This window comes from Rhodococcus erythropolis R138 (assembly GCF_000696675.2).
GTDB classification, from domain to species: domain Bacteria; phylum Actinomycetota; class Actinomycetes; order Mycobacteriales; family Mycobacteriaceae; genus Rhodococcus_F; species Rhodococcus_F erythropolis.
This window is the reverse complement of the sequence record NZ_CP007255.1, coordinates 275940-297678: the sequence shown is the minus strand read 5'-3', so window position 1 is coordinate 297678 and position 21739 is coordinate 275940. Positions and strand designations below refer to the sequence as shown.

Annotated in this window: 23 protein-coding genes, 1 tRNA gene and 1 other RNA gene; 10 read left to right on the top strand and 15 right to left on the bottom strand. The window is 60.9% G+C overall.

All coding sequences use genetic code 11. The features are described from left to right. The first annotated feature begins 52 nt into the window (after window positions 1-52). The gene (gene tgt, locus H351_RS01340) at window positions 53-1342 is read left to right on the top strand and encodes a tRNA guanosine(34) transglycosylase Tgt (RefSeq protein ID WP_029254273.1); all 1290 of its coding nucleotides are present in this window, start codon (window positions 53-55) and stop codon (window positions 1340-1342) included. Here the strand turns inward: tgt and H351_RS01335 are convergent. From H351_RS01335 to H351_RS32895, 3 genes are all read right to left on the bottom strand, one after another. Continuing rightward, window positions 1333-2067 (bottom strand): queuosine precursor transporter, encoded by a 735-nt coding sequence (locus H351_RS01335; protein WP_019746509.1) that lies wholly within the window; start codon window positions 2065-2067, stop codon window positions 1333-1335. The two genes, tgt and H351_RS01335, sit on opposite strands and share 10 nt — an antisense overlap. Before the next feature lie 117 nt (window positions 2068-2184). Beyond that, window positions 2185-2799 (bottom strand): hypothetical protein, encoded by a 615-nt coding sequence (locus H351_RS01330; protein WP_019746510.1) that lies wholly within the window; start codon window positions 2797-2799, stop codon window positions 2185-2187. 340 nt (window positions 2800-3139) lie between these two features. Next, the gene (locus H351_RS32895; protein ID WP_029254274.1) at window positions 3140-3853 is read right to left on the bottom strand and encodes an RDD family protein; all 714 of its coding nucleotides are present in this window, start codon (window positions 3851-3853) and stop codon (window positions 3140-3142) included. 130 nt (window positions 3854-3983) lie between these two features. Between H351_RS32895 and H351_RS01320 the strand changes: the two genes are divergently transcribed. Continuing rightward, entirely contained in the window at window positions 3984-4637 is a 654-nt protein-coding gene (locus tag H351_RS01320) for a DUF4190 domain-containing protein (RefSeq protein WP_029254275.1), read from the top strand. A 12-nt stretch (window positions 4638-4649) separates the two neighbouring features. Here H351_RS01320 and H351_RS01315 read toward each other — a convergent pair whose 3' ends face one another. From H351_RS01315 to H351_RS01295, 5 genes are all read right to left on the bottom strand, one after another. Continuing rightward, the gene (locus H351_RS01315; RefSeq protein ID WP_019746513.1) at window positions 4650-5390 is read right to left on the bottom strand and encodes an EAL domain-containing protein; all 741 of its coding nucleotides are present in this window, start codon (window positions 5388-5390) and stop codon (window positions 4650-4652) included. Between the two features lie 255 nt (window positions 5391-5645). Then, complete coding sequence (gluQRS, locus tag H351_RS01310; RefSeq protein WP_029254276.1) at window positions 5646-6542, bottom strand: tRNA glutamyl-Q(34) synthetase GluQRS; 897 nt, start codon at window positions 6540-6542, stop codon at window positions 5646-5648. Window position 6543: 1 nt separating this feature from the next. Further along, window positions 6544-7152 carry a TetR/AcrR family transcriptional regulator gene (locus H351_RS01305; protein WP_019746515.1) on the bottom strand — a complete coding sequence of 203 codons (609 nt, stop codon included), beginning with the start codon at window positions 7150-7152 and terminating at the stop codon, window positions 6544-6546. Between the two features lie 51 nt (window positions 7153-7203). After that, window positions 7204-7764, bottom strand: coding sequence for a TIGR03086 family metal-binding protein (locus tag H351_RS01300; protein WP_020968193.1), 561 nt, complete (start codon window positions 7762-7764; stop codon window positions 7204-7206). Between the two features lie 51 nt (window positions 7765-7815). Further along, window positions 7816-8883 (bottom strand): Lrp/AsnC family transcriptional regulator, encoded by a 1068-nt coding sequence (locus H351_RS01295; RefSeq protein ID WP_232253112.1) that lies wholly within the window; start codon window positions 8881-8883, stop codon window positions 7816-7818. Window positions 8884-8994: 111 nt separating this feature from the next. Between H351_RS01295 and argE the strand changes: the two genes are divergently transcribed. Both argE and H351_RS01285 read left to right on the top strand, forming a co-directional pair. Next, on the top strand, window positions 8995-10182 hold the full coding sequence (gene argE / locus H351_RS01290) for an acetylornithine deacetylase (RefSeq protein ID WP_029254277.1): 1188 nt from the start codon (window positions 8995-8997) through the stop codon (window positions 10180-10182). A 26-nt stretch (window positions 10183-10208) separates the two neighbouring features. Next, window positions 10209-11498: an MFS transporter gene (locus tag H351_RS01285; protein WP_020905883.1), complete on the top strand. Its 1290-nt coding sequence runs from the start codon at window positions 10209-10211 to the stop codon at window positions 11496-11498. Window positions 11499-11520: 22 nt separating this feature from the next. Here the strand turns inward: H351_RS01285 and H351_RS01280 are convergent, their stop codons facing one another. Then, complete coding sequence (locus H351_RS01280) at window positions 11521-12300, bottom strand: helix-turn-helix domain-containing protein (protein WP_029254278.1); 780 nt, start codon at window positions 12298-12300, stop codon at window positions 11521-11523. Window positions 12301-12339: 39 nt separating this feature from the next. Then, window positions 12340-13011, bottom strand: a complete 672-nt coding sequence (locus tag H351_RS01275) for a response regulator transcription factor (RefSeq protein WP_019746521.1) — start codon at window positions 13009-13011, stop codon at window positions 12340-12342. Between the two features lie 134 nt (window positions 13012-13145). On the opposite strand from H351_RS01275, the gene H351_RS01270 reads away from it, so the two are divergent. Next, window positions 13146-13454, top strand: coding sequence for a DUF6191 domain-containing protein (locus H351_RS01270; RefSeq protein WP_007731580.1), 309 nt, complete (start codon window positions 13146-13148; stop codon window positions 13452-13454). A gap of 9 nt (window positions 13455-13463) precedes the next feature. Here H351_RS01270 and H351_RS01265 read toward each other — a convergent pair whose 3' ends face one another. From H351_RS01265 to H351_RS01255, 3 genes are all read right to left on the bottom strand, one after another. Beyond that, a complete protein-coding gene (locus tag H351_RS01265) occupies window positions 13464-14282 on the bottom strand; it encodes a pentapeptide repeat-containing protein (protein ID WP_029254279.1) in 819 nt (272 codons plus the stop codon). A gap of 56 nt (window positions 14283-14338) precedes the next feature. Continuing rightward, complete coding sequence (locus tag H351_RS01260) at window positions 14339-14779, bottom strand: hypothetical protein (protein ID WP_019746523.1); 441 nt, start codon at window positions 14777-14779, stop codon at window positions 14339-14341. Window positions 14780-14856: 77 nt separating this feature from the next. Next, window positions 14857-14944: transfer RNA gene (locus H351_RS01255), tRNA-Ser, on the bottom strand. A 136-nt stretch (window positions 14945-15080) separates the two neighbouring features. Here H351_RS01255 and ffs point away from each other — a divergent pair. From ffs to H351_RS01240, 4 genes are all read left to right on the top strand, one after another. Continuing rightward, an RNA gene (ffs, locus tag H351_RS31305) (signal recognition particle sRNA small type) lies at window positions 15081-15180 on the top strand. 41 nt (window positions 15181-15221) lie between these two features. Next, the gene (locus H351_RS01250) at window positions 15222-16514 is read left to right on the top strand and encodes an aspartate aminotransferase type Ic (RefSeq protein WP_029254281.1); all 1293 of its coding nucleotides are present in this window, start codon (window positions 15222-15224) and stop codon (window positions 16512-16514) included. 98 nt (window positions 16515-16612) lie between these two features. Continuing rightward, entirely contained in the window at window positions 16613-17968 is a 1356-nt protein-coding gene (locus tag H351_RS01245; protein ID WP_029254282.1) for a glycosyltransferase 87 family protein, read from the top strand. An 18-nt stretch (window positions 17969-17986) separates the two neighbouring features. Beyond that, complete coding sequence (locus H351_RS01240; RefSeq protein ID WP_019746526.1) at window positions 17987-18568, top strand: HhH-GPD-type base excision DNA repair protein; 582 nt, start codon at window positions 17987-17989, stop codon at window positions 18566-18568. A gap of 6 nt (window positions 18569-18574) precedes the next feature. On the opposite strand, the gene H351_RS01235 is transcribed toward H351_RS01240, so the two are convergent. After that, window positions 18575-19483, bottom strand: coding sequence for a LysR family transcriptional regulator (locus H351_RS01235; RefSeq protein ID WP_029254283.1), 909 nt, complete (start codon window positions 19481-19483; stop codon window positions 18575-18577). 101 nt (window positions 19484-19584) lie between these two features. Here H351_RS01235 and H351_RS01230 point away from each other — a divergent pair, with 101 nt between their 5' ends. Then, window positions 19585-20631 (top strand): YeiH family protein, encoded by a 1047-nt coding sequence (locus H351_RS01230; protein WP_029254284.1) that lies wholly within the window; start codon window positions 19585-19587, stop codon window positions 20629-20631. Here the strand turns inward: H351_RS01230 and H351_RS01225 are convergent. Further along, window positions 20624-21628, bottom strand: a complete 1005-nt coding sequence (locus H351_RS01225; RefSeq protein ID WP_021342611.1) for an AraC family transcriptional regulator — start codon at window positions 21626-21628, stop codon at window positions 20624-20626. The two genes, H351_RS01230 and H351_RS01225, sit on opposite strands and share 8 nt — an antisense overlap. Between the last annotated feature and the right edge of the window lie 111 nt (window positions 21629-21739).

The window sequence follows — 21739 nt, the reverse complement described above, 5'->3', positions numbered from 1 at the left end:
GAGCGATACTGCACGACGTGGCCCTTTCTGCAGCTGTGACAGGATTGAGCCCGTGACTTCTGCAGTTCCGACACCGCCCGTGCCCGCCGTCGACAAGCGTCCCGAGTCGATTTTCACCATGGGGACCAGGCTCGAGGACCGACTCGGACGAACCGGCACCATCCACACACCGCACGGCGATATCGCGACGCCGTCGTTCGTGGCCGTCGGAACCAAGGCCACGGTCAAGGCCGTGCTGCCCGAGTCCATGAAGGAACTCGGTGCGCAGTCGTTGCTCGCTAATGCGTACCACCTGTACCTGCAGCCGGGACCCGACATCGTCGACGAGGCCGGCGGGTTGGGCAAGTTCATGAACTGGGACGGGCCTACCTTCACCGACAGCGGTGGCTTCCAGGTGATGTCTCTTGGTGTCGGGTTCAAGAAGGTGCTCGCGATGGAGGCCGTCGGCGTGCAGTCCGACGACGTCATCGCAAAGGGCAAGGAGCGTCTCGCGACGGTCGACGACGAGGGCGTGACGTTCAAATCGCACCTCGACGGCAGCAAGCATCGGTTCACCCCCGAGGTGTCGATGCAGATTCAGCATCAGCTGGGTGCCGACATCATGTTCGCGTTCGACGAGCTCACCACGTTGCTCAACACCCGCGGCTATCAGGAGCGATCGGTCGAGCGCACGCAGGCGTGGGCGATCCGCTGCATCAACGAGCACGAGAAGCTCACCGCTGAACGCGCCGAGAAGCCCTATCAGGCTCTCTTCGGGGTGATCCAAGGCGCGCAGTACGAAGATCTGCGTCGTCAAGCCTGCCGTGGCCTCGAGTCGATCGAAGGCGAGAACGGATACGGCTTCGACGGGTACGGCATCGGCGGCGCCCTCGAGAAGCAGAACCTCGGCACAATTGTGCGTTGGTGTAACGAGGAACTACCCGAGACCAAGCCGCGTCATATGCTCGGCATCAGTGAACCGGACGACTTCTTCGTCGCAATCGAGAACGGCGCGGACACTTTCGACTGCGTCAATCCGTCGCGTGTTGCTCGCAATGCCGCGATCTACGTCCGCTCCGGCCGGTTCAACATCAATACCAGCCGATTCCGTCGTGACTTCACGCCTATCGACGACGAGTGCGACTGCTACACCTGCGCCAATTACACCCGCGCGTACATCCATCACCTGTTCAAGGCGAAGGAAATGCTCGCGTCGACGCTGTGCACCATCCACAACGAGCGATTCACCGTGAAGTTGGTCGACGACATCCGAGCCAGCATCGAAGGCGGATACTTCCACGACTTCAAAGCGGACATGCTCGGAAAGTTCTATGCGGCGAAGACGCCTGCACCTCAGACGTAGGTCGGTTCGCGCTTCTTCACGTAGGCGATGACGCGGTAGGTGATCGGCATGACCAGAACCTCGACAAGCGTCTTCCACAGGAAGCCGACCAGCACGTAGTTGATGAAGTCTTCCCACGTACTGATGCCGATGACACCGGCTGCGATGGAACAGAAGATGAGGGTGTCGGCGAATTCGCCGACGACGGTCGAGCCGATCAGCCGCGCCCACAGGTGCTTCTCCTGCATGCGCTTTTTCATCATGACCAGGACCAGGGAGTTCAGCAGCTGGCCGACGAGGTAGGCGGCCAATCCTGCGACCAGCAGCCGGGGAATGACGCCGACCACGGTTTCGAGGGCGGCCTGGTTCTCGTAGAACTCTGCCGACGGGAGTTGCACAGCGATCCAGAAGCACGCGGCGGCAAGAATCAGTGCGCCGAAGCCCAGGTAGATCGCGCGTCGGGTCGCTTTGAAGCCGTACACCTCGCTGAGTACGTCACCGAGGACGTAGGCAAGCGGGAACAAGAAGAATCCACCATCGGTGATGATGGGCAGAATCTGCAAGGGACCGAGCGAGAAGTCGGAATCCGCAAAGAAGGCGACCCCCTTTGTCGCCGCCACGTTCGAGATCAGCAGCGTTGCGGTGAAGAGCGCGACGATCGTCGGGTAATAACCCCGGCTGACGTGCGCAAATTTGGTTTCGTGGGTCGATTCGTCTTGCTGATCCTGAGCTGTCACGTCCGTCATCCAAGCACCACAAGGCGCTCGGATGCGAGTTGGCGACCGTCCAGTTGCGCAGAACACACCGAAGGCCCTGCGGTTTCACGTGGAACCGCAGGGCCTTCGGTGATGCAAACGAACTGATCAGGCAGCTACATGGCCGCCGGTCAGCACGCGGTATGCGTAGGTACTGGCGATCAGCGCGACGGGCGCCGTCACGAGAAGACCGATTCCGCACAGCAGTGCGCCGATGATGTTGATACCGATCAGAGCGAGCGCCAGCAGGATCAACGTTCCGACGTTCGACGAGGTCAACGCGTAGCTCGATTTGATGCCCGAAATCGCATCCTGATTCTTGTCCACGATGAAGGTCAGCGTGTAGTAGAGCAGGAACGCCGCGATGATGCCGGGAATGATGCACAGAACCAAACCGACATAGGTGGCGACGGCGACAAGGAAACCGCCGAGAACAACTGCACCGATGTTCGTGAATTGGAAGAAGGTGCCGAAAGCCGGCTTGATTCCGTCCAATTCGCTCAACGCTCCACGAAGGAATGCGGCTTGGATGATGTAGCCGACGATTGCGGTGACCAATCCACCCACGATCGACAGCGCGCTGAATTCGGTATTGGTGTAGTCGAAGCCGTTGAAAGCACCCTGGATGAGTCCGGCGATCAGAAAAGCGATGATCGAGATCCCGATCCAGACCAGTGCGTTGTCTTTGAACTTGTTCCAGCCGTAGGAAATTGCCGCACCCACAGAAAGCTGGGGGGCGCCGAAGCCTGCGCCGTAGTCATTCGGGGGCGGAGGCGGGAAGTTGCCACCACCGGGAGGAGGCGGGTACCCACCGGGAGGCGGGTAGTTTCCGCCGGGAGGGGGATAGCTTCCCCCCTGCGGGGGTGGAGGGAAGTTGCCCTGTGGGGGCGGCGGGTAGCCGCCGGGCGGGGGATAACTTCCACCCTGCGGAGGACCGGCCGGTGGAGGATAACTCCCCGGAGGGGGTGTTCCCTGCTGGCCGTACGGATCCTGGGGTGGGAATTGCTTCCCGTCTTCTGGGTTCTGGTTGGGGTCTTGCCCACCGGTTGTCATATATGTCTACCTAACCCTTGACTACCTGAGTCCCACCAGCGAGCTCGTCATGCTTGCCCTGCTTGGTGGGGCTGTTGTTGATGGTGACCGCGATGACGATGTACGCAACGAGCGAGAGAAGTCCTCCGATGATCGGAATGATCGACAAGAGGTTGAATGCGTTGCGAATTGCGGACTGCTGCGGAGTGGGAAGGCCCGCGCCTCCCGGGGCCTTCACCGACAGCCCAAGGAGCTTCTTGCCTGGGGTCCAACCTTGTGTGACCTCGAACCCAACGAAATATGCGAATGTCAGAAGGGCAGTCAGCAGGCCTGTTATCCAGTATCCCGAGTCGACGAAGATGATCAGGAGCCCGACCACTAGGCCGAGAATGATGTAGTCGATAAGGCGAGCGCCGAATCGAATACCCAGTCCACCGGCTTCGGCGCCAGAGGGCAGTCGATTTCCTCCGCCGTACGCACCTTGGTCGTTGAACTGCGGAGGCGGCGGGAAGTTGCCGCCCTGCGGAGGCGGCGGGTATCCACCGGGCGGCGGGTAGTTGCCACCTTGAGGGGGCGGGAAGTTCCCGCCCTGTGGAGGAGGCGGGTAGCTACCGCCCTGCGGGGGGCCTGCGGGAGGTGGGTAACTTCCGGGAGGAGGTGTTCCCTGCTGGCCATATGGATCCTGGGGTGGGAATTGCTTCCCTCCTTCTGGATTCTGGTTGGGGTCGTACCCGCCGGTTGTCATGTGTTCCCCTCAGTCGTAAATATCGCGCTCGAGTGTGACAGTGGATATGACCCTACTGGGATCAAAGAGCGATGTGGATGACATCTGCTCACTTGGATTCGGAGGTCACCTGTGGTTTAGGCTGCGTTGTATGACGAGTTCCGGGGGCAACAACGACGATTCTTCGAGCGATTACCAGGCAAAACCTGGATACGGAGAATTTCCGAGCCTGCCGCCCGAGGGGTACGGCGTGTCCCCGTCCGAAACGCAGTCTTCACCTGAAGTTCCCGGATATACCACTCCCAACGAGCAGTACCCGGGTTATCCGCCGCCGTCGTACAACCCAACCGGTAATACGCCTCAGCCGGGTGGAATTGGTGAACCCAATCCATACCTGCCGCCGCAGAATTTCGGACCGCCGAATCAATATCAGCCGAATCAATATCAGCAACACGGACAATACGGACAATCTCAATACGGACAGCCCCAATACGGTCAACCGCCGAATGCGTACGGTCAACCGAACCAATTCGCTGGTGGATACATCCCGCCGATGCAGCCAGTCGGCACCAATGGTCTCGCAATTGCGTCGTTGGTGGTATCGCTTGCAGGCGGTTGTTTCTACAGTCTCGGCGGAATCATCGGAATCATTTTGGGAATCGTCGCGCTCAACCAGATCAAGCAGACAGGTCAAGAGGGACGCGGGCTTGCGATAGCCGGAATTGCGGTCGGAGCAACCTTCTTGGCTATTTTTGCCGTGATTCTCGTGGTCGCACTCATCGCGAGCGCATCGTCGTCGTACTGAAGTGGCTGGCGCTCACACGGGAGTGACTATGGACGACGCAGGAAGCGGCTTCCCGAAGTAATAGCCCTGGCCCATGTCGCAGCCGGCCTGCAAGACGTTGGCTGCGTGTTCCGCGGTTTCGACGCCCTCGGCGATCGAATCCAGACCGAGCTTCCGAGCGATGTCGGCGATTGACTCCATGACCATGAAGGCGCGGTCTCCAGCACGACCCGCTGCGCTGACGGCCCAGGTCAAGGATTGGTCGATCTTGAGAATGTCGAGCGGCAATTCCGACAACGCGGAGAAAGACGCGAAGCCCGCCCCGAAATCATCCAGCGCGATTCGAATTCCCTCGTTATGCAAGACGTGAAGGGTCTCGGCGGCATGCCGACCCACGACGCCGAGTTCGGTGACTTCCACGATGATTCTGCTCAGTGGGGTTTCTGAACTGTCCAGCGCTCCGAGGATCTCGTGAGCGGCGTGCGGGGTAGCGAGTTGGCGAGGTGAAAAGTTGACCGCGACCATCATGTGCTCAGGCCACGACGCTGTTTGGGCACAGATCATGTCCAGAGCCTGCAGCCCGATGGGAATGATGAGCCCAGAGGATTCGGCGGAGCGCATGAAATCTTGGGGTTCGATCAACCCTCGAAGCGGATGGCGCCACCGCAGAAGTGCTTCATAGCTGATAATTGCTGACGAGTTCAGATTGACCTGGGGTTGATACAACACCTCGAATTGATGGTCGTCGAGTGCCTCGCGAAGCTCGCGGACCATGCGTATTCCTTTTCGTCCTGAGTCGCCCGTGCCGCACGTGCGTGTCAGCGTGGATGCTGCAAGTGGGTACTGCGGTCGGATCCCAGGTTCAGATCCCGGGCGTAGTTTTGCAGGGACTACTCGCCCTGAATTTCCTTCGCCAGTCTTGACCGTACTTCACTAATCGAGAATTGCCAACGAATAGCTATTGCGGACGGCTTTGTCATATCGGACAATCGAGCTTTTGTCCCGACGAGGTGCCGATTGAAACTTCACTTACTTCGCCGGGAAAATCCACGGGGTTCGGGGGATCTTGCGAGAGTCGAATCGATCCGCCAATTGGGGTGGTGTGACAACTTCGCCGGGTTCAGCGAGACCGATGCTCGACGCGATCATTGTCAGGACCTGTTCGGCACTGCGTCCGGCCTCGAGTTGATCGGCCAGAGTCACTGCGCCGTCGCGCTTCGCGAGTCGTTTGCCTTCACTGTTCAACGCGAGAGGAACGTGGGCGTACGACGGCGGTTCGATGTCGAGCAGTTGAGCAAGGTGCGCCTGACGCGGCGCCGAGGTCAGGAGGTCGTCGCCGCGGACCACTTGGTCGATGTTCTGCGCACCGTCGTCGACGACCACGGCGAGGTTGTAGGCGGGTACGCCGTCTCCGCGGAGCAGTACGACGTCGTCGACTTGCCCCGTCACCTCGCCGAACAGTTGGTCGTGCACGGTGAACGAATCGATGTCGGCCCGTAGCCTCAGCGCGGGGGATCGGCCGCTTGCCGATTTCTCGGCGCGTTCGACCGTCGACAGGTTCCGGCAAGTGCCGGGATAGGCGCCATCGGGAGCATGGGGAGCGGACGGTGCCTGCAGGATCTCCTTGCGTGTGCAGAAGCAGGGATAGGTCAGGTGGCGCTCGCGTAATAGTTCGATAGCGTTGTGGTACAAGGGAAGACGGTGCGATTGTAAGACGACTGGGCCGTCCCATGTGAGGCCGAGCCTGCGCAGATCGTCGAGTTGTCGTTCCATCGAGCCGGGTCGGACACGGTCGAGATCCTCGACGCGAATGAGGAAGTCGCGCCCGCTGGTGCGGGCGAACAGCCAGGCCAAGAGGGCGGTACGGAGGTTTCCCAGATGGAGATCGCCGGACGGGCTCGGCGCGAAGCGTCCTGCTCCTGCCACGTCAGCTGGCGAGCCCGACGGAGGCGAGCGGGTTCTCGGCGTCGTGCAGGGTGAGGCGGATCTGGGTTTCCAAAGCGTGATCGAGGTACTGCGGCGGATACATGGCGGGGCTTCCGAGTGCGTCGAGGGCCAATCCATTGACGGTTGAAAGTAGAAGTGCCGCTCTGGTTTCCGCTTCCGGAGTTCCGATCCCGATCAGAACTGTCGAGATGCCGGTGCGGATTGTGAACAGGGTTGTCCGGCGGATTTCGGAGAGTGACTCACTGGTTGCGGCGCGCACGGCAAACGCGGCTAGCACATGCGCCTCACGCGTGCGTTGCTCGTCGAGGGGCAGGAGTTGCGAGAGCGCCTGGAACAGGGCGGTATGCGGGTCCGCGTCGGCGGACGATTCGGCCAGTCGCGTCAACAATCGATCGACGAGTGTTCGCAGTGCGAATGCAAACATCTCGTCCTTGGTCGAGAAATGATGTTGCACTGCGCCGATCGAGACGCCCGCCCGTTTTGCGACCTCGCGAACGCTGGCATTTTCCAGTCCGGATTCCGCGGCGACATCGAACAATGCCGCCGCAAGCAGGTCTGGACTCGTGGAGGATTTTCGGCGTTCCGGCATACCGCGACATTACATGTGTATGGAAGTAATGCCCACGTCAGGGGTACTTTTTCACGCCTTCCGGCCGAGGAAGGCAAGGAGTTTCGTCGCTTTGTCAGCGTTGTCCGGAACCTGTATTTCCGGGCCGCACACACCGCTCATGCGGATCGACTCGCCGAGGCCCGCGGCGATCTCCGACACCCACTCCACGTCCGTGTCACGCATCGTCGTATCGGTGCCGGTCGCGGCTGCGAGATCCCAACCGTGGATGACCAGATCGAAACACAAGAACCCCTCGACCGTGGCCCCGAGGTTGGTCCGGCCGAAGTGCCCGTCGTATTCGAGGGTGGACTTTGCCGGATCGTCCAGAATGGCCTGCATCGAATCTCGGACGGCCGCCCAGGCTGCCGACGGGTCGTCGTCGACCGACGGACCGGGTGCCAATTCCAGGCCGACTACCTTGACCATGTCTCGTTCGCTGTCGAGCACGTGTCTCACCACGTCGCGGGCGGTCCAGCCCTCGCAGGGGGAATCGTTGTCCCAGCGGTCGGCGGGTACGGCGTCGATCCGCGCCGTGAATCCGGCGGCCAGATCCCGATAACGCTGGGCGGGGGAGATCTCTGTTGAAGTCATGACAGCAATCCTTCTCCACCGCGGCGCGTCATGATTGATTATTTCGGACATTCACTCGATCTCCGGGGCTTCCGCCCAGATGTCCATCGGTACGACCCCGGCGCTCTTGCCTTCGTCATCGAGAAGTCGGCCCACCCTCTTCATCGATCGCAGCACCACTGACCTGTTCAGCACCACCAGGCCCGGTGCCTCTTGTGCGAGTTGTACTTCGGTAATGGGAGTTTCGCGAAGGGAGTGTGCGGCGATCGCGAGCAGTGTGTTGGCGCGTCCACCGGATATCCGCATGCACACTCGTGTTCCAGACACTCGCTCCACCAGAGCACGAATCGTCGACCGGTCCGTGGGATCGACATATCCCCACACCCAGGTCACGAGGGGCCAGCCGGACAGCGGTAGAGACACGTCGCAACGGAACACGATTTGGTTGCGCGACGTCAGTTCGGCAAGTCGCCGCCTGACCGTACTTTCGCTGAGGCCGGTACCGACCGTGAGCTCGGCAATCGAGGATCGACCGTCCTCGCCCAGCTTCAATATCAATTGGCGGTCGACCGCGTCGAAAGTCTTCCCGTGATGGCGCTGATCCGTCGGAGCATATTTGTAGCGCACAGGCCGGTCTGTCATCACCGCCCGCTGCGTGGCATCGAGTACCTGCAATTTCCAGTCGTCTCCGATCGCGAAGACCTCGGTGACGAGGTGCGCACGCGAACTGACGATCCCGGGCACCGACGCGAGTGAGCGAAGCAGGAAACGCGACAGGAAAGCCATGTCTCTGACCTCGACGAGAAGGGTCAAGTCGCCTGGGCCGCTTGTGTGTTCGACGCTCAGAACCTGCGGCCAGCGGGCAAGGCGTTCCGCAATCGCCAAGGCGTTCGAAGTCGTACAGTCGACTTCCACGAAAGCCAGACACGATTCCGGACGGCCGTGGCCGGTTGCCCTCGCGGAGACCCAGGCGGTGCCGGAGTCCTGTAGCCGTTGCCAGCGGCGCGCGACGGTAACCGGATCAACTTTGAGCGCGTCACCAACCGTGCGCCACGACGCTCGCGGGTCGAGTTGCAGGCAATTGATCAGGGCGAGGTCGACGTCGTCGAGCACGGCGGAATCCTGCGTTTCTTCGATCATGTTGCAAGTATCGTGCATCTTCATTGTGTCTGGGATCACTTCATTCATGCTCGAAGGGCAGAACGCGGTGGCAAGTGCCCACCGCGTTCGTGCTGTGAAAGGAGAACCCAGATGTCGTCCACCACGTTGTCCGCTGTTCCAACCGAGAGAAGTCTCGACTGGGTGCAGCGCCTCATCGGAATCGATACGACGAGTGCCGTGAGCAATCGACCGTTGATCGATCTCATCGCCGCGGAACTACGTCGCCACGGGGTCGAGCCGATACTCGTTTCCGACGACGAGGGTTCCAAGCTGAACCTGTTGGCAACATTCACGCCTCCTGACGGAAGCACTGCCGGTGGAGTGATGTTTTCCGGCCATACAGATGTAGTGCCGGTCGACGATCAAGACTGGAGCAGCCACCCTTTCACTCCCGAAATTCGCGACGGAAGTCTGTACGGACGTGGCACGTGCGACATGAAGTCGTTCATCGGGATCGTTGTCGCGGCGATCCCCGACATCGTTGCTCGGCCGCTGGCGAAGCCGATTCACTTTGCATTCTCCTACGACGAGGAAGTCGGCTGCATCGGTGCGGCCGGGTTGGTCGAGGAGGTTGTTTCCCGGAACCTGCGCCCTGATGTGTGCGTCGTCGGAGAGCCGTCGGAGATGCGGGTCATTCGCGCACACAAGTCGATGAACGTCATACGTGTTGATCTGCATGGTGTTTCGGCGCACTCGTCGCTTACTCCGCAAGGAGTCAACGCGATCGAATACGGCGCGGAGTTGATTCGATTCGTCAGAAGCACGGCCGACGAGCTCCGTGCGTCCGGCCCGTACGACGACGCATTCGACGTGGCCTGGACGACGTGCTCGGTCAATCTCGTATCCGGCGGGATCGCAGTGAACACTGTCCCCGAGGATTGCTCCATCACTTTCGAATTCAGGAGCATCAGCTCAGCTGGCGCCGCAGATTTGCTCGAACGCTTTGCCGCCGAGGCGAATCGGATCGAAAACCTGATGCAGGAAGAAAACCCGTCAGCCTCCGTGACGATGCACGTGTCGGCCTCGGTTCCTCCCCTGGAGACGGATGCGAATGCTTCGGCGGCCGCACTGGTCGAACAATGGGGTGGTCGACCCTCGGACGAAAAGGTCGCGTACGCCACCGAGGCCGGGATGTTCGCGAGTATCGGTGTCCCCACTGTTGTGTGTGGGCCGGGAAGCATCACTCAGGCGCATGCACCTGACGAGTACGTGACACTTGACCAATTGGCACAGTGCGAGCAGTTCGTTCGGAACGTCATCGCTCACGCCCGCGCCTGACCCACCCTCACCCCCTAAGGAAAACCATGTCCACGGCAACTACGCCAACCTCCGGAGCAGTCACCCCGGAACGCCTGGCCGCTGCTCGCAAGGCGGTGATCAGCAGTTCGCTCGGCGCTGCGCTCGAATGGTTCGACGTCATCGTCTACGCATCATTTGCAGTGGTCATCGCCCATAACTTCTTTCCCGGCGGCGACAACACTCTCGGCTTGATACTGACGTTCGCGACGTTCGCGATCTCATACGTCATCCGGCCGCTTGGCGGGATGGTTCTCGGAAGCTATGCCGACCGTCGCGGGCGCAAGAACGCCTTGACGTTGACGATGATGCTGATGATGATCGGCACGCTCATCATGGCCGTGGCGCCGACGACCTCGATGATCGGGCCGTGGGCCGGCGTCGTCATCCTGGTTTCGCGACTCATTCAAGGATTCTCCGCTGGCGGTGAATTCGGTACTGCTACAACCTTCCTCGTGGAAACTGCACCGCACAAGAAGGCGTTCTACTCTTCCTGGCAGGTTGCCAGCCAGGGTGCTTCGGTTTTCCTGGCATCGTTGTTCGGATACGTTCTCAATACCCATCTCTCGCATGAAGCGCTTTACTCGTGGGGCTGGCGCGTTCCGTTCTTCTTCGGCATCATCGTCGGGCCGGTCGGTCTCTACATCCGCGCCAAGCTCGATGAAACGGACGATTTCAAGACGAGCGTCCCGGAAAAGGCCCCGCTGAAGACGACGCTGACCAGGCATCTCGGCCGGGTGCTGACCGGCGCCGCAGTAGTCGGCGTCGCGACGATCTCGATCTACCTCATCTTGTACATGCCGACGTTTGCCGTGAAGAACCTCGGAGTATCCGCCTCTGCCGGCTACCTCGGCGGAATCGTCGCCGGACTGGTCACCTTGATCACCGTGCCGTTGATCGGTCATCTTGCAGACCGGGTCGGACCTGCGAGAGTTATGACCTGGGCCGCCGTTGCGGCAATCGTCCTGGCCTGGCCGCTCTTCAAACTGATGGTCGATCACCCCTCGACTCTGACGCTCGTCCTGGTTGTTTCGGCCCTGGGCGTCATCATGGCGTTTGCCTTCGGCCCGTTGCCTGCCTTGATGAGTTCGCTGTTCCCGGCGGAGATCCGGGCTACCGGGATGTCTTTGTCGTACAACCTCGGCGTGACCTTGCTCGGCGGAATCGCGCCGTTGGTCTTGACCTGGTTGATCAGTACAACAGGCTCGCTCGACGCTCCGAGCTACTACTACATGACGGTCGCAGTGCTCTCCCTCGGCGGGCTGTGGTCTGCCAGGACGCTTTTCAGTCAGAAGTGACGGCGGGGGAGCGCGGTAGCGATCATGCGACCGCGTCTCCCTCTGCCAGCGCGACAACGGTATCCGACCCGTGCCAGTCGGGGGCTTGGGTTCGCAGTAGAGCTGCCGGGGTCAGCGAAGAGATTCGGCGGCATTCACGCGTCAAGTGGGCCTGATCGCTGAATCCGCAGTGGGCTGCGGATTCAGCGAGGCCCAGTGCGGGTCGACTGCGAGCGAGCGCCATGAAACGCTGGAGGCGCAGGATCGAGCGCAGCGTTGCAGGGCCGTATCCGAAGGCGTCGTTGCATCGACGCTGGAGTTGGCGCGAAGTCAGTGCCGCCGCGTCGGCGAGAGTGCTGACATTCCACGAATGTTCGGACAGTGCGGTGCGGACGTGGTTGATCACCGGATCGTGACGGAAACTCGAACTTGCCCAACTCCGGACAGCGCTTTCGAGGATCGAGACTTGTTCGTGGTCGTCGGAATTTTCCAAGCGGTTCAACAGTATTCGTTCCGTGCGTGCGTCGGTTACAGCGCTGAGGTCAGCGCGAGAATCTCGAAGCTCGGACGCCGAGGTTCGCAACATCGGCGATGCCGATCCAGGGCGGAATCGAACACCCACGGAGCGTGTTCCGGGCGGAAGAGTGAATGACCATGCAGCGGTTTCGGGGCCACAGACGCGTATGCCGACGCCACGTATCCACAGCACGTCCATGCAAGCATCGGGCACGAGCAGGTGTTCACCTTCTGCGCACGCCGTCCAGCCACACACCAGGATGTCGGAGAGATCCGGGGCGACCGATTGTGGTGTGTACCAACCCATGACAAGAGCCTATCGAGCGCCACCGACACGAAGGCGAGTTCATTCGACCGGGCCGAAGCGATATCCGAACCCCCGGATGGTTTTGATGTACTTCGGTTTCGCGGGATTGGATTCGAGTTTGGACCGCAAGCTGAGAATGGTCGCGTCGACCACACGTGTCTTTTCGTGGTCGGAACCCCAGACGTTTCGGATCAGATGATCACGCGAGTACACGCGCCCAGGCTCGGTCGACAGTTCCAGGAGTACCCGCCATTCGGTCCGGCTGAGGACGAGCAGCTTTCCGCCCATCGTCGCCGTCATCGCACGTCGATCGAGGAGCAGGTCACCGTGACGTTGGTGTTTTCCGGCGGCGGGATGCGCGGTTTCACGAAGGATCGCGGTGACCCGAAGATCGAGCGCGTGAGAATCGATCGGGTTCAGTACGAAGTCCGAGACAGCGCCATGTGGTGCTTCGTCGATGTCCTCGTGGGTATCCACCAACATCATGATCGGCATCGAACTGCGCAAGCGGATCTGTCGTGCAATCTCGTAGCCGTCGATGTCCGGCAACAAGAGATCGATCACGGCGATATCGAAACTGTCGGTGTCCAGGTCGTCGAGTAGGCGGCGCCCGGTGCGGACGAGCTGTGTTTGATGACCAAAATGTACTAATTCGGCCCCGAGTGTCTGGGCAAGCTCTGAACGGTCGGTAGCTGCAAGTATCAAGCTCACGTGAAATCCTCCCCCCGAAGGTGTTACTAGTCGTAACAGCTTGCATTCTGGCAGATCATCCACGGCATGGCCACAACAAGGTGGCTGATCAAAAGTTGAGGGAACCTGGGGGCGTTCGTCGCTAGACTTCTTTCATGGGCACTTTGTTCGCGTTGACGCTGCCAGGCTTGCTCGTGCTGCTGGTCCTGTTCGCGTTCGCCGAGACTCTCTGGAACCGGCTCACCGGTGGCCGGGCCCTGCCGTGGACCAGGGGGCGCACGACTCGTCCGGTCTCGGCTGCGGGCTTCGAAGAGGTTGCTGCCCTGTTTCAGGGGTCCAAGCATCATGAATTCGAACAGCGGCAGAGTGCGTTGATGCATCGTGAGGACGGAACCGACGGTGACCCGCCGTGGGTGTCCGTCGATCCGGAAGCTAACAAGGTCGTTCTCCGTCGACGGAGTTGACAGTCGGGCTCAGGCCCAGTGGCTGGGGCGGGTCAGTGAATCGGGGAGTGTGGTAGCCGAATCGCCAACCGCCGCGTTGATCTGGAACTGAGTGAGAAAGATACTGCCGCGGAGTTTTGCGCCGCGAATGTCGGTGCCGCGCAAGTCTGCACCGATCAGATCGGCGCGATCGAGTTCGCAGCCGCGGAGGTCTGCACCGATCAGATAACTCCCGCGAAAGTTGGCCCCACGTAGGTCGGAACCACGAAACTTGGCTCCGATGAGGTCTGCGCCGCGGTGGTCGAGTTTGCGACCCTTCTTGCCTGAGATCGGCGAGCGCACAAGGTTACTCGTCTGCAAGAGCAGTGTGTTGACAGTCGCTCGGTGTGCTGAGACGTCGACGGCTCGAATCTGCGAAGGCGTGCCGTTAGTCAGGCTTTCCGTCTCTGCGAGTGCAGCGTCGAGTTCCTTTCGTATCGAGTGGGTTTGCTTCAGCGAGCGGGCTTCGGCGAGATACCAGAGCAGTTCGTGCAACTGGCGTACGACAGGAAACGTTTCGAACATGTCTGACGCAGTCTCCGGGGCATCACGCCAACTGATGCCGTCGTAGGTCTGCTGTGAAACCTTCTGTCCCGCACCGAAACAGTCGTACACGGTGCAACCGGTGAAGCCCTTCTTTCGCAATCCGGTGTGAATGCCGCAACGGAAATCCTGCTGCAGGTTCTTGCAGGGGTCGCCGGCATTCTTGTTGGTCGCGAAGTCGGAGGACTTGGAAAAGGGGAGTGCGACGCAGCACAGGCCGAAGCAACTGCTGCAATCCGCGAGCAGATTGGTCTGGCCGGCAATCACGCGTACTCCCGATTGTTGGGTTGGACGGAAAGTCTGGCTTCGAGTTCGTGAGTCTGTCAAACGAAATTGCGTGGTTCGGCAGCAAGAAGTCCAGCGACTCCGAGGTCGTATCCCGCGCAAATTGCGGGGTACCAATCCGGCAGACGTGATTCCGGACCACGCTCGTGAAGTAGGTCGAAAATCGGGTGGACGGCCCAGCTCGCTGCAACCAGTCGCCGTGCGGTACTCGGCTGCAGAACCAGTGCGCCGACGAAGACCACAAATGTTGCGGACACTGCACTCCATTCGCGAACGGGAATGGAGACGTCGACCAGGCGTCCCTGCCGAGCTTGTCCCTGCCGAGCCACGGGATAAACGGCCGCGGCGACCACGAGGCCGGCGGCGTAGGCAGGTGTTCGGCGGTGAGACATCCACTTTTTCACGGGGGCGTCGACAAGTGCACTCAGTATCAGGCCGGTACCTGCTGCGATGACCCGGCCAGTTGTCGAGGGACGCATTCGTCGACAGTATCGCTGCTCGGCGATGCTTCGTGGCAAAGAAAAAGTCCCCGACCAAGACTGGTCGGGGACTTCCCTGGCGGAGGATAGGGGATTTGAACCCCTGAGGGCGTTAACCCAACCCGCGTTCCAGGCGAGCGCCATAGGCCACTAGGCGAATCCTCCGTGGAGCAGCATACCCAATTGCAGGCGTGAAGCGTTAAACGGGTACCTGACCTGCGAAGAACCGGTGGATCTCAGGGTTTGCATCTCCACCCCGGTAGGTGGTGTGCAGCGGCCGACGAAAGCCGTCTACACTGTTCATTGGATCCCGCGCGGCGCGCATCCTGTGAACTCCCCCAGGGCCGGAAGGCAGCAAGGGTCAACGGGCTCTGCCGGGTGCGCGGGGTCCTCTATTTTTTCACATACCAGACCCCGCCTCGTCGGTGAAAGGCCGCTCCGGATGCCTATCCAAACCCAGATCGGGTTGATGAGCCATGAAGAACTCACCTCCGAGCATGAGAGCCAGAGCGCGAAGTACACGCAGCTCCAGGCGCAGAAGCTCGCACTCGATCTGACCCGCGGTAAGCCTTCCCCGGAACAACTCGACCTTTCCGCAGAGCTGCTGACGCTGCCCGGCGACGGTGACTTCCGAGACGGCAGCGGCACCGACTGCCGTAACTACGGCGGACTCACCGGTCTGCCGGAACTGCGCGCCATCTTCGGTGAGCTGCTGGGTATCCCCGTTGCGAACCTTCTCGCCGGCAACAACGCGAGCCTCGAGATCATGCACGACAACGTCGTGTTCTCACTGCTGCACGGCACTCCGGATTCGGCCCGGCCGTGGGCACAGGAAGAGAAGATCAAGTTTCTCTGCCCCGCACCGGGCTACGACCGCCACTTCGCGATCACCGAGTCCCTCGGCATCGAGATGATTGCGGTGCCGATGAACCACGACGGCCCGGATGTCGTCAAGATCGCCGAACTTGTTGCGTCAGATCCGCAGATCAAGGGCATGTGGGCGGTTCCGGTTTACGCGAACCCCACCGGTGCCGTGTACTCCGAAGAAATTGTCCGGACGCTCGCGTCGATGCCGACGGCCGCGCCGGACTTCCGCCTGTACTGGGACAACGCGTATGCCGTGCATCCACTTGTCGGCGAGACCGCACCTTCCTACGACATTCTCTCGATGGCAGCGGAGGCCGGACACCCCAACCGTCCGCTCGTGTTCGCGTCGACGTCCAAGATCACTTTCGCCGGCGCTGGTGTGAGCTTCTTCGGTAGCTCGGCGGAAAACCTTGCCTGGTACCAGAAGTTCCTGGGTAAGAAGAGCATCGGACCTGACAAGGTCAATCAGCTTCGCCACCTGCGTTTCTTCGGCAATGTCGACGGCGTTCGTGCGCACATGGAGAAGCATCGCGCGTTCCTCGCACCCAAGTTCGAGCTCGTACTGCGGATCCTCGAGGATCGTCTCGGTGCTTCGAAGGTCGCGTCCTGGACGGAGCCGAAGGGCGGATACTTCATCAGCCTCGACGTGGTCGACGGCACGGCCAAGCGCGTCATCGAACTGGCGAAGAACGCGGGTATCGCGCTCACCGCTGCCGGATCGGCTTTCCCGTACAGCACGGATCCGGACGACCGGAACATCCGGTTGGCCCCAAGCTTCCCGTCCACGGCTGAACTCGAAGTTGCCATGGACGGCGTGGCGACGTGTGTCCTGCTCGCAGCCACCGAATCGCGTCTCTCCGAGATCTGAGTTCTCGAAGCGGCGTGCCCGGTCGGTACTTTTCGGTCTCGTCTTGTACCGTTCGGAGCATCAATTCCCGACATAGGGTGTAAATCCCGGAGGTTGTAGTGACGGGCGCGATCAACGCTTCGGATGGGCCTTCTTTCGAGGCGCACACCGCGAAATCAGAGTCGGTCATCGAAGCTGACATACCGCGACGCAGTCTCCGTGTCGGTGTTCTCGGATTCTCTGTGCTCGGTGTTCTGGCAGTCGCGTCCGTGCTGATGGTTCTTTTCGCCGTGCCGATGAATACGCGGTACTGGGGGATCTTCGAAAATTTCCTCGATCTCGACGTCTACCGCCACGGCGGCAGCGTTGTGGTTCAGGGCCTTCCGTTGTACGACGGGCCAGTCCTGGAAGGGATGATGTTCACGTACACCCCGTTTGCGGCTTTGCTGTTCACGGTGTGGGCGGTGCTCTCGTTCAAACAGGCGATTGTCGTGTGGACGGGTTTGAACATCGCTGCGTTGTTCGCAGTGATCGTGTTGTGCTGGAAGTACCTCGGTTATCGGCTCGACGTGAAGGCGTACGCCGTCAGTGCGTTGGCCACCACGATCTTTCTGTTCATGGAACCGATACGTACGACGCTCTGGCTCGGGCAGATCAACATCTTCCTGCTGCTCTTGATCGTGTGGGACCTCGGTCGGGACGAGAAGAGTCGGCTCCGAGGAATCGGGGCAGGCATCGCCGCCGGCGTGAAGCTCACTCCGGCCTTCTTCTGGGCGTACCTCTTCATCACTCGTCAATGGCGTGCGTTGGTGACGGCCGTCGTGACGTTCGCGGCGACCGTCGCGATTGGTTTCGTCGTGATCTACAACGATGCGTACAAGTACTGGACCGGCACTCTTGTCGACAGCGAACGCGTCGGACCGACGGATGCTCCGAGCAACCAGTCCGTGTCCGGTCTGATCGCTCAGCTCACTCACACTCCGACGCCGTCGCGGGTCCTGGTCCTCGTCTTCAGTGCGCTGGCGGTATGCCTCGGACTCGGTGCCGCGTGGATTGCTCACCGGCACGGCCAGAAATTGCTCGGCCTCACCATGACGGGGTTGACTGCGACCACTGTCTCGCCGTTCTCGTGGGGTCATCACTGGGTGTGGTTCGTCCCGCTGGTCGTCCTCGCCGCGCACTACGCGATGGTGTCGAAGAAGCGCTGGGCGTGGGTGGCGCCGTTCGTTTTCCTGCTCCCAGTCTTGAACTGGTCTCACACTTGGTGGGACCCGTCGGTCATTCCGGGTACGGATCGCTTTGTCGGAATGGGCCTGTTCATGTTCGTGCCGCCCGAGTATCTGCGGATTCCGACCGTCGGCGTCTACCTCTGGGTCTTCACGCTTGCCGCGGTCTCGACGTTGGTTCTCTTCGGCTGGAAGAAGTGGAAGATTCCGGCTCCGGATGCGTCGGCGTCGGTCATAACTGCCGCCTGACGTGGCAGTATCGGACTCATGGCACTTCAACTGAACCTTGTCGGTGACCCCGAAGCTGATGCCCTCCTGGCCGAGGACCCGTTGGCGTTGTTGATCGGAATGCTTCTCGATCAACAGGTTCCGATGGAAACGGCCTTCCTAGGTCCGAAGAAGCTGGCGGATCGGCTCAGCGGTATCGACGTCAGGCGTATCGCCGACATGGACACCGACGAGTTCATCGCCATCTGTGCCGAGCCTCCGGCTGTGCACCGATTCCCCAAGTCGATGGGCGAGCGTATCCAGCTCATGTGCCAGTTCATCGTCGAGAACTACGACGGCGACACCGCGGCGATCTGGACTTCGGGAAATCCCGACGGCAAGGAAGTGCTGAAGCGGCTCAAAGCCCTACCCGGTTACGGGGATCAGAAAGCCCGGATCTTCCTGGCGTTGCTCGGAAAACAGATCGGCGTCGAGCCGAAAGGTTGGCGCCAAGCGGCCGGCGACTACGGGCTCGAGGGCTCGAGGCGCTCGATTGCAGACGTGGTCGACGAACAGTCTTTGCTCGAGGTCCGCGAGTTCAAGAAGGCCGCAAAGGCGGCAGCGAAGGCCGACAAGAAGTAGCCGCTTTCAGGATTTCCGGGACCCGCTCGCACGCACTACTTTCATCAGGTCGCCTGCGGGGCCCTCGAGCTGACGCGGCGGGCGCCACACTGCACGCAGGGATCGGTCGAGTTCCAAGCCTTCGACGGCTACGACCCGAAGTTCTCCCTGCTTCACCTGGTCCTCGACGGCCAGCGTGCTCAGTACCGCCGGGCCGACGCCACCGAGCACGCTGGTTCGAATCGCGGCCGAACTACCCAGTTCCAACAACGGTGCACCGCGCTCGTATTCGTGTAACGCCAGGTCGAGAGTCGTTCTGGTTCCCGATCCGGGCTCACGCACCAGCAGCGGTGTCGCTGCCAGTTCGGTGACGGTCAGCGGCTTTCGTCGACGCGCCCATGGATGATCCGGGTGAACGACCACGACCAGCGAGTCACGCGCGACGGTGACGCTGGGCAGGCTCTTCGGAACGGTCGGTGACTCGACGAATCCGAGGTCACACATTCCTACTTCGACGGCTTCGAGTACGCGTGTCGAGTTGTAGACCTGAAGGTGGACGGTGACACCAGGATGCAGTGATCGAAAGACGCCGAGCCAGGCCGGGATCAGATGTTCGGCGACGGTCATGCTGGCACACACGGTCAATTCCGCGGATCGTTCGGTCCGCATCCCTTCGGCGACGTCGAGAAGCTGCTTCGAGTTGGCGAGGACGCGGCGCGCCCAGTGGACGATGACGGTCCCCTGCGGAGTCAAAGTCGCCCCCGTCGACCTTCGGTGTATGAGTGGCATCCCGAGCTGCCGCTCGAGGGCTTTGACGGCGCGGCTGGCATTCGGTTGTGCGATGTGAGCCAGACGGCTTGCAGCGCTGAGGCTTCCGTGATCATCGATGCCGACGAGTAGCTCGAGTGTGGTGAGGTCGGGCCACCTTCTGGTCATGCAGACAGGCTATACCCAGCATCTATTCCATATCGATCTGATATGTCGTGATGGTAGAAATCGCCCTACCGGAGCGATGGTGGCTCAAGGACGCTGGATGAGTGAACCGTGATGTGAAGTCCGTGGCCGAGAAACCCGCAGTCGCCCCTTCGTCAGAAGTACGACGGTGGTCGAGTGTGGCTGCATTGGTGCCCGGAGTTGCGTTGTGCGCCTTGGGGGCCACGGTCGCGCTGATAGCCGGTCAGTTCACCTCCGCCGTGAGTCCGTTGCTGATTGCGATAGTGGCGGGTGCGGTGTTGGCGAATACCGTCTCTTTGCCGGCGAAATTCCAACCTGGCCTGGCATTCTCGGCGAAACGGCTACTTCGGGTGGGTATCGCTCTGCTCGGGCTGCAATTGATGTTCTCCGACATCGTCGGTTTGGGTTGGGGAGTGATCGCCGTTGTGGTGGCGATAGTGTTCCTCGGTATCGCCGGGACCATGTATGCCGGAAAGCTTCTGGGATTGAGTTGGTCGCAGAGGATTCTGATTGCCTGCGGCTTCTCGATCTGTGGCGCAGCCGCTGTGGCTGCTGCGGACGGTGTGGTGAATGCGCGAGAGGAAGAGTTGCTGACCGCTGTAGCGCTGGTGGTGATCTTCGGAACTCTGATGATTCCGGCGATCCCCTTGCTGGCCGATGCTTTCGGTATGAACGAGATCGATGCGGGCATGTGGGCCGGTGGGTCGATCCACGAAGTGGCACAAGTAGTGGCTGCCGGCAGCGCTCTCGGCGCCACCGCGTTGGGTGTCGCGACCGTGGTGAAACTTGCGCGCGTATTGATGTTGGCGCCGGTCATGGCGTTTCTGAGCATTCGGCAACGCACGATGGTCGACAACACCGACACCAAGCGGCCCCCGCTGATTCCGTTGTTCGTCGTGGCATTCATCGGCTGCATGGGTTTGCGCTCCACCGGAATGTTGCCGAATGAGCTTCTCGGATTGGCGAAGACCGTGCAGACGGCGCTGTTGGCTGCTGCGATGTTCGCTCTCGGGCTGGGGGTGCGGCTGAGCGTCATTCGTGGAGTGGGCGCCCGACCATTCGTTCTGGCCGCGATTTCCACCGTGTGGGTGGCGACGATCGCCTACGTCGGAGTCGTGCTGGTCAGCTGATCGAGCGTTGAGTCCGCCATGCGCTCGGGCTCGTCGAGAACTGAGTGCGAAACCAGCGCGAGAAACTACCCTGCGTCGAAAACCCCAAGTGCACCGCCACTTCGGTCAATGAATAGCGAGGGTTGGCGACAAATCGTTCCGCGAGGGTGCTTCGGACCGAATTGAGAACGGCCGTGAACGTATCTCCGGATTCGGCGAGATGACGGTGCAGTGTCCGCCGGTCGAATCCGAGGCTTCGTGCCACCTGCTCGACAGAGCAGCGGCCGGTCGGAAGCAGAACTTCGATCAATTCCTTGGTGCGGCTGAGGGTGTCGGAGGTTTCCGATGCGGGAAGTGAGTCGAGGAACTGGCGAGCGTACGGCCGGAGCAACTCGTCGGACAGTTGGTTTGCCGCATCCAGGTCGGCGGCGAAGAAAACGATTCCGGTGAATTCGTGATCGAATTCCACGGTGTCGCCGAGGATTCGTCGATGCGTGCTCGTATCTTTCGGGGCATTGTGCGTGAATCCCACGCTGACCGGATGCCATCGAGAACCCAGGAAACTTCGCAGGATCTGCAGCGTCGCGCCGACTGCGAGTTCGACGCTCTGTCTGGTGTCGACCGGTTCGCCGACCTCGAGCGAGATTCGCAGGGTGGCGAGTCCGTTGACCTCGTTCAATCGGATGCGCAATGACTCGTTGTACGTGTGCTCGTATCGCATCAATACGTCGAGCGCGCTCCTGACGTCTGGTTCTTCCCTGATGACCAAGCTGAGGGGACCGAGATTGGACAGTCGACGCAGGCCGGCGAGTAGAAGCCCGAAGTCTTCGTGTCCGGACTCCGCTGCCGATCGCTCCAGGAGCGATGCAATGGAGGCGGCCGGTACCCATTGGTCGGGGTTCGCCAGGCTTGCCGGGCTCAGGCCGACACTTCTCATGAGGGCCACAGCGTCCACGTCCACTGTTCGGCACAGGTCGACGTATCGGTTCAGTGACGCGTAGCGGGCGAGTGGCTTCATAGGGCCCCCTTTACTCGATGTCCCGAAATGTTGTGTTGTGTGTCTCGTCAAGTTAAGCATGTGAGCCGGATCTCACATAGTTTTGTTCACATCAGTTCGGCACGACCGCGA

What these genes read in the sequence shown, in the direction of transcription:
- H351_RS01260 (WP_019746523.1), bottom strand. Translation starts at nt 14,779, where the DNA reads ATGCGTCCCTCGACAACTGGCCGGGTCATCGCAGCAGGTACCGGCCTG.
- H351_RS01295 (WP_232253112.1), bottom strand. Translation starts at nt 8,883, where the DNA reads ATGATCGAAGAAACGCAGGATTCCGCCGTGCTCGACGACGTCGACCTC.
- H351_RS01225 (WP_021342611.1), bottom strand. Translation starts at nt 21,628, where the DNA reads ATGAAGCCACTCGCCCGCTACGCGTCACTGAACCGATACGTCGACCTG.
- H351_RS01235 (WP_029254283.1), bottom strand. Translation starts at nt 19,483, where the DNA reads ATGACCAGAAGGTGGCCCGACCTCACCACACTCGAGCTACTCGTCGGC.
- H351_RS01280 (WP_029254278.1), bottom strand. Translation starts at nt 12,300, where the DNA reads ATGGGTTGGTACACACCACAATCGGTCGCCCCGGATCTCTCCGACATC.
- H351_RS01285 (WP_020905883.1), top strand. Translation starts at nt 10,209, where the DNA reads ATGTCCACGGCAACTACGCCAACCTCCGGAGCAGTCACCCCGGAACGC.
- H351_RS01300 (WP_020968193.1), bottom strand. Translation starts at nt 7,764, where the DNA reads ATGACTTCAACAGAGATCTCCCCCGCCCAGCGTTATCGGGATCTGGCC.
- H351_RS01335 (WP_019746509.1), bottom strand. Translation starts at nt 2,067, where the DNA reads ATGACGGACGTGACAGCTCAGGATCAGCAAGACGAATCGACCCACGAA.
- H351_RS01240 (WP_019746526.1), top strand. Translation starts at nt 17,987, where the DNA reads ATGGCACTTCAACTGAACCTTGTCGGTGACCCCGAAGCTGATGCCCTC.
- H351_RS01250 (WP_029254281.1), top strand. Translation starts at nt 15,222, where the DNA reads ATGCCTATCCAAACCCAGATCGGGTTGATGAGCCATGAAGAACTCACC.
- H351_RS01305 (WP_019746515.1), bottom strand. Translation starts at nt 7,152, where the DNA reads ATGCCGGAACGCCGAAAATCCTCCACGAGTCCAGACCTGCTTGCGGCG.
- H351_RS01270 (WP_007731580.1), top strand. Translation starts at nt 13,146, where the DNA reads ATGGGCACTTTGTTCGCGTTGACGCTGCCAGGCTTGCTCGTGCTGCTG.
- H351_RS01315 (WP_019746513.1), bottom strand. Translation starts at nt 5,390, where the DNA reads ATGGTCCGCGAGCTTCGCGAGGCACTCGACGACCATCAATTCGAGGTG.
- H351_RS32895 (WP_029254274.1), bottom strand. Translation starts at nt 3,853, where the DNA reads ATGACAACCGGCGGGTACGACCCCAACCAGAATCCAGAAGGAGGGAAG.
- argE (WP_029254277.1), top strand. Translation starts at nt 8,995, where the DNA reads ATGTCGTCCACCACGTTGTCCGCTGTTCCAACCGAGAGAAGTCTCGAC.
- H351_RS01320 (WP_029254275.1), top strand. Translation starts at nt 3,984, where the DNA reads ATGACGAGTTCCGGGGGCAACAACGACGATTCTTCGAGCGATTACCAG.